We start from the raw sequence: 5,507 nt of genomic DNA, 5'->3' as shown, positions 1-5,507 counted from the left end.
TGCGGTCGAGCTCCATATTGGCGAAGTTAGCAACGTTTTCACCAACAACCCAAGTGGGCCTGAGTTCTTTGATGATCCTAAACATTTCCGGCCAGAGGTCGCGGTCATCTTCCTTGCCTTTTCGCTTCCCGGCAATACTGTAAGGCTGGCAAGGGAATCCTCCGGAAATAATGTCAACTGTTCCACCAGGTTCGATCACTCCTTTTTCCTCTAAAAGCTGTCTATTTAAGGTGCACACATCATCAAAGATAGGGACACCGGGAAAGTTTTTTTGTAGTACCTTCTGACAAAATGGTTCTCGCTCACAAAAGGCAACTGTTTCAATACCAGCCCATTCTGCAGCAAGTGCAATCCCCCCTATACCAGCGAATAATTCAATACTTTTCATTTGTTTATTCCGCCGCCTCCTTGCTCATTTGTAGCATTTCCTGTGCTATTCGCGCCTTAGATTTCCGCTGATATTTCCGCAGCTTTTCCGGTAGATTCTGCGCCTTTTTATAAATCTCGTAATGGTACGGGCAAAGATCAGCCCCATTTATTAAAGTTCTGCATTTTGTGCATAAGGGTAAATCGCATGTGCTGTCATGCCCGTGTTCCACACTTTCTTTGAAAGACTGATAGTCTCTGAAAAAGATAGGATTTCTGTTATACTCTACAATGTAGTCGCACAGTCTATCAGCTTCCGCCGTCTTACATATGGCGCACGGATTCGAAAAAACATTCGGGTCATTCATTCCGCCGCCTCCAATAGATTAGGATTTCGATATACGTCGCCGATAATTTCGATAATGTCGCTTGTAAAGTCATCTATAGTTTCACTAGAGTTAGTTAATACAAACTGACTATCTTCCCATTTCACAACATACTTTCGAGAGTCTATCGAAGGTGCAATGTTTCTGTCATAAAAAACAATATCCCCTTCATAAATCTCCCGGCCATTTTTGTCCTTCAATCCGGTGTATAAATCCCGGCTGACCAATTCATATTCATCGGAAAACGCTGGAGACAGCTCGGTGGCCGCCCTCGCTTCCAGTTGCACGATGCTGTACCATTTCATTTCGATGTTCCCGCTACCTTTGTGCCTGAACGTGTACCGAATCTTGATATTGTTCATTCTTTCTCACCGCCCATCGGCTCCCAATGGATAACAACATCATTTGAATAAATCCGTAAGAAATCCCCTGTATCAAATCGGACATCGAAGCCGCCCTCGTTATGTGAATAAGCACCACGGTTGTCCACAATATTTATGACTTTGGCCGGCTTTTTGAAGCCTGGCGGATTATATATTTGACCAAGCTCATAGGTTTCTGAATTAAAGGTGATTGATTTTGCAATTACATGATAATTTTTGTTCATGTCGTTCACTCCCCCGCAGGGGAAAACCCCTGCTATTAATTGAATTTGAATGATGATTCAAGATGAATCCGGGAAAAGCCGCCTTTAAACGTTTCGACAATCGTTTTCCCATGCTCCGGTGCCTCTGCTTCATATGCCGTTCCGTTTAGGCCATCTAAAACGATGACAGTGACCTTCCCGTTTTGAATTTTGCTTGATAAATCTTGATTGACGTTGATCTCTTTAGGACTGTTCACCAGTAGCACCCCCGTGTTAAAATAAAAGTGCTGAGTTTTTATTTTCCGGGGCTTTTAATAGCTCTGGTTTTTTTATGCAAACACATCATCCGTTTGCCTGAGCATTGCTAGGTTATAAAGCTTTTCGATTTCCTCATCGCTCTTCTGTTTAAGCGACTCCTTGCCGTACCTTTCGATCAAATTGATCCATTCGATTTTTTCCAAACGCTCTTGTTCCGTCATGAAAATTTCACCTCTTTAAAAGATTTTTCATAGCAGCATTTTTCAAATGCTTGGGACAAGATTCAAACCTGATAATGACTAAAAGTTGTTGTAAAGACGCTTTATCAAACGATAAGCCTGAACTGCCTTTTTTCGTTTTCTGACGCTTCCGCACCTAAAAGTCCCCCATTTCGCGGCCGAATCATTTCCTTGTTCCCCTGATCGATCACAAGGAATAAAACTTCTTCAATCTCTCTCTTAAAGACTTTTGCCATTTTGATAATAGACTGGCCGTTATTCCACAAAGCTCTGAATCTAAGAATGTCACTGTTATACCAAATGAAATTATTGTCTAAGAACGGGATATACACAGGGCTGTCATCGAAAAGCTGCCGCAACCCATTCTTTTTGGCTTTCATTCTCGATGGGAAAATACATATTCTCTCATTCGGCCCTATTCCGTTTCTCCGGTGCGGCAGAATGGTTCTTTTTGCAAGGTCCACAATCAGAATTAAAAGCTCGTCCGGATTTCTTTTCAAAAGATCGGCAGCGTCATACAATGATTTGCCGTCGTACCAGTAATCTATCACTTTACAAAGCTGGACATATGACCATTCATAATTCAAGTTATCAAGTGCAATTTCTAAACGATCAGCGCGGGCAGCCATTTTCATGCCCAACACTCCCGCACGGTCCCGGTGTGACGATGAACGATGATCAATCTTTGTTCATGCTGTAGATTCTTTGATATAAGCCAGTTCTCAGGGTTTAAACCGTTCTTTTTGATGATTTGCTTTTGAGTGCGTGTTGGTCGCTTACCGTGTTTCATGCGTTATCCCTCCGTACATTTGACCAATAGGCCAGCAAGTTCTCGAGCTTCATTTCCAATTCCTTTAGTCCTTGTTTGAGTTCCTCGGGTGTTTTATTGCTTTCCACATGCCCCCACACACCCGGCATGATCGGTTTTAAGTTGGTGTCCTTCATTTATTTTCATCTCCTAAAAGGTTAGAGCCGGAGCCGTCCGCCCCTTTTTCTCCGTTTGTTTTTCTAAAAATTTGATAGCCTCAAGGTGTGCTGTCAATCGGCTAACAGTCTTTTTGTCATATAGTTTTGTTAACGCTACGCCTGAAAGGTTCGTCGTGATGATTGTCACTTTTCCTTGACGCCCAGTAGAAACCCCATACCATACACGATGAATAAAATCATTCGCGGCTCTGTTTTCGTTGTCTGTGTCCCCTACTTCGGCGCCCAGGTCATCGATTACGAGATAATCAACCCTTGTAAGCAATTCGATTGCAAAAGCTTCTGTCAGCTTTTCGGAATCATCTTTAAATGATTTTTTAATTCGCCTCATGAGAGCATCACTGTTAACAAAGAGGGCTGACTTCGCGTACTCTTCGGAATCATTTTTGTTCAGTTCTTTAAGGGCGGCCATTGCAAGATGACTTTTTCCGGCGTTAGATTCTCCTGTCAAAAATATGTTCATAACAGCGCCCGCCTTGATTTGGCTGACAAGTTCCACCATCCGGCGTTTATTCTGCTCGTCCTCTTGGTTGTAGCTGCGGAACGTATCGAACGTTGCTTTTTTAAGAGTAGGATCGGCAATAAGGGAATAAGTCGATAGAATCTGCCGTTCTACCTGGCGGCGCCATATCTCTGCTTCACGCTCGATTTCCTTATTACGTTGTTCTCTTTCGCACATAGGACATTTTATTGAACCGTCTCGGAGTTTCATGAGTTGGACCGGGTAAGGCTTTTCTTCACCGCCGATGATCCTTGTATGCTTGTTACAATAGACAGGCTTTCCGTTCTCATCAGTATGGAATGTCATCCTCCGTGATAACTCTGCCTTGACCCTTTCCGCCTGGTCTTTGGTGAACGTTTCTGTCATGAGGTCTACCTCCTTTTGGCTTTTGGTTAAGATAATTTTCAAATTTAGTGCCGAACAGCGTTTCAGGCCTTAGATACTTGTCCAGATCAGTACCGCGCCATTCTTCGCATTTGACTAGAATGACATGTTTGAAATCATCAAATCTAAAACCTTCGTTCCATCGCGCCTTTATTAAGGTCTTGGTTTTTGGTGTAGTATGACGGTACTTTGTTCCAGCGACTTTGTTTAAAAGGTCAATGATCAGTTTGTAAGGAATTTCATCTTTTTCAGAAGGTGCTTGGTCGGGCTTGCCCGACAATATATTATTTTCTTTTTCTTTTTCTTTTTCTTTTTCTTTTTGGTCACTTGTCGTCGACGTATCGTTAACGTATCGTAAGAATAGTTGTTTTATAGATTCATTTGGAATGTGAGGATAAATCAATTGAATCAATGACCTGTCCTTAACTTGCCGCAGCTCCTTTTGAATGCAATCGAGCATCGGTTTACCCGCTTTTGTCAGGTTGTATTTACCCCATTTGATAATTGCAATTTCTCGTGTCGTAGGATTAAATTCCACCAGTTTATGATGTTTTAAAAATCTTTCCATAAGGCTGTTAATTGATTCAATGGAATACCCTAAATCAAAAGCCATTTGTTTTTTTGTAATTGAATAAATGCCTATTTGAGATGTATTAGGGTTTGTAAGTAGGTAAAGATAAAAGTACCTATCTTCCGGTGTCATCTCTTCAAGAACTTTTGGGTCTTGCCAAAACTCAGTATGAACGTGACGATACTTAGCCATGTTGTTTACCTCCAATTACACGCCCTTCTGACTTGGTCAAAGGCCAAACTGATTTTTTCCCGTTTACGATCACAGAGCCGAGAGCATTGTTTTTGCACTCATTTTGGATGATTGAGCCGCCCTGCTGCATTAACCTGTACAAAGCCTGATTATGCGTATGGACAGATTCACTGATTACGACATGAATTTGGTTATGTAGCCATACATGGCCAACTAAAAACATGATTGCTCCTCCTTTTTGGTATAATGTCCCTGTATAAGACAGGAGGTGAAACTATGAAACTAAATTATGATTGTGTCCGCTCAATTCTTCTAGAATTAGAGGAAAATTTAACTCTTAACGATGGCGTCACTTTATATCAGCTCAAAGATTTTGAGACATTCAAAGAGTATGGCTATGAAACTTCCGTTTACGCTTTAACCAAGTTAATCGAAGCTGACTTTTTAAACGGTTCGGTTTCGCGCGCAGACAATAAGATTGACTATATTGGTGTTGGCTCTATTACTTGGGATGGACATCAATTTTTAGACAACATTCGTGACAATGCTGTTTGGTCTAAAACGAAAGATGCCGTTAAGTCGTTATCAAGCGTTTCCTTGTCCATACTTTCAAATGTCGGAGAAAGCATCACGAAAAAGCTTATCGGTTTAGAATAATTTAATTTCTACACCTTGCACTAAGGCGTAGATAAAATCTTTCTCTTTCGGATAATGATCTTCAATGAATTTTGTCAAAGAAATCAAATCGTTGGTGTCGATAGATAATAATCTGTTGACGCCATCTTTTTTTGAATAAACAATAATATTTTCATTTGTCATTCTCTTTACTCCTTTAAGAAGATTTTCAAATTCAATTTAGATACATTCGGATACTTAGAGAGTTGCCTTCCGCTGCCAGAAAAAGTTCTGAAGGCTCGAAACCAAAATTTTCAATAAAATCAGATGTTAACTCTTTAATGTACTCATCAATATCTTTTAGTCGTGTATCTTTTATGATCAGTTTTATACAAACTTGATTTTCAACCTCTGTTGCCGCAGG

At 40.9% G+C, this 5,507-nt stretch carries 14 protein-coding genes; 1 reads left to right on the top strand and 13 read right to left on the bottom strand.

Annotation, left to right across the window (positions count from 1 at the left end; all coding sequences use genetic code 11):
- The 11 genes from AB447_RS19125 to AB447_RS19085 form a co-directional block, all read right to left on the bottom strand.
- A partial coding sequence (locus AB447_RS19125) for a DNA cytosine methyltransferase (RefSeq protein ID WP_172796369.1) occupies window positions 1–388 on the bottom strand: 388 nt, incomplete at its 3' end.
- Between the two features lie 342 nt (window positions 389–730).
- Entirely contained in the window at window positions 731–1,114 is a 384-nt protein-coding gene (locus AB447_RS19115; RefSeq protein ID WP_048356487.1) for a YopX family protein, read from the bottom strand.
- Entirely contained in the window at window positions 1,111–1,359 is a 249-nt protein-coding gene (locus tag AB447_RS19110; protein ID WP_048356488.1) for a hypothetical protein, read from the bottom strand. Before AB447_RS19110 ends, AB447_RS19115 begins: the two co-directional genes overlap by 4 nt.
- A gap of 35 nt (window positions 1,360–1,394) precedes the next feature.
- Complete coding sequence (locus tag AB447_RS19105; protein WP_048356489.1) at window positions 1,395–1,595, bottom strand: XtrA/YqaO family protein; 201 nt, start codon at window positions 1,593–1,595, stop codon at window positions 1,395–1,397.
- A gap of 72 nt (window positions 1,596–1,667) precedes the next feature.
- Window positions 1,668–1,817: a BH0509 family protein gene (locus tag AB447_RS25940; protein WP_128748284.1), complete on the bottom strand. Its 150-nt coding sequence runs from the start codon at window positions 1,815–1,817 to the stop codon at window positions 1,668–1,670.
- Between the two features lie 104 nt (window positions 1,818–1,921).
- Entirely contained in the window at window positions 1,922–2,470 is a 549-nt protein-coding gene (locus tag AB447_RS19100; protein ID WP_048356490.1) for a hypothetical protein, read from the bottom strand.
- Complete coding sequence (locus AB447_RS27565) at window positions 2,467–2,625, bottom strand: DUF6906 family protein (protein WP_411801478.1); 159 nt, start codon at window positions 2,623–2,625, stop codon at window positions 2,467–2,469. The genes AB447_RS19100 and AB447_RS27565 overlap by 4 nt, the downstream gene beginning before the upstream one ends.
- Window positions 2,622–2,780, bottom strand: a complete 159-nt coding sequence (locus AB447_RS26385) for a hypothetical protein (RefSeq protein WP_172796368.1) — start codon at window positions 2,778–2,780, stop codon at window positions 2,622–2,624. The genes AB447_RS27565 and AB447_RS26385 overlap by 4 nt, the downstream gene beginning before the upstream one ends.
- Before the next feature lie 13 nt (window positions 2,781–2,793).
- Window positions 2,794–3,627 carry an ATP-binding protein gene (locus AB447_RS19095; protein WP_048356491.1) on the bottom strand — a complete coding sequence of 278 codons (834 nt, stop codon included), beginning with the start codon at window positions 3,625–3,627 and terminating at the stop codon, window positions 2,794–2,796.
- The gene (locus AB447_RS19090) at window positions 3,611–4,468 is read right to left on the bottom strand and encodes a conserved phage C-terminal domain-containing protein (protein ID WP_057957706.1); all 858 of its coding nucleotides are present in this window, start codon (window positions 4,466–4,468) and stop codon (window positions 3,611–3,613) included. Before AB447_RS19090 ends, AB447_RS19095 begins: the two co-directional genes overlap by 17 nt.
- Complete coding sequence (locus AB447_RS19085; protein ID WP_048356551.1) at window positions 4,461–4,691, bottom strand: hypothetical protein; 231 nt, start codon at window positions 4,689–4,691, stop codon at window positions 4,461–4,463. Before AB447_RS19085 ends, AB447_RS19090 begins: the two co-directional genes overlap by 8 nt.
- A 53-nt stretch (window positions 4,692–4,744) precedes the next feature.
- On the opposite strand from AB447_RS19085, the gene AB447_RS19080 reads away from it, so the two are divergent.
- Entirely contained in the window at window positions 4,745–5,125 is a 381-nt protein-coding gene (locus AB447_RS19080; RefSeq protein ID WP_011198325.1) for a DUF2513 domain-containing protein, read from the top strand.
- Here the strand turns inward: AB447_RS19080 and AB447_RS26380 are convergent.
- The gene (locus AB447_RS26380) at window positions 5,117–5,287 is read right to left on the bottom strand and encodes a hypothetical protein (RefSeq protein ID WP_172796367.1); all 171 of its coding nucleotides are present in this window, start codon (window positions 5,285–5,287) and stop codon (window positions 5,117–5,119) included. The genes AB447_RS19080 and AB447_RS26380 overlap by 9 nt on opposite strands.
- 31 nt (window positions 5,288–5,318) lie before the next feature.
- A partial coding sequence (locus tag AB447_RS26375) for a hypothetical protein (RefSeq protein WP_411801557.1) occupies window positions 5,319–5,507 on the bottom strand: 189 nt, incomplete at its 5' end.

It is taken from the genome of Bacillus glycinifermentans, assembly GCF_001042475.2.
Taxonomy (GTDB): Bacteria; Bacillota; Bacilli; order Bacillales; family Bacillaceae; genus Bacillus; species Bacillus glycinifermentans.
Note: the sequence above shows the minus strand (reverse complement) of the source record. Positions and strands in the feature narration are given on the sequence as shown.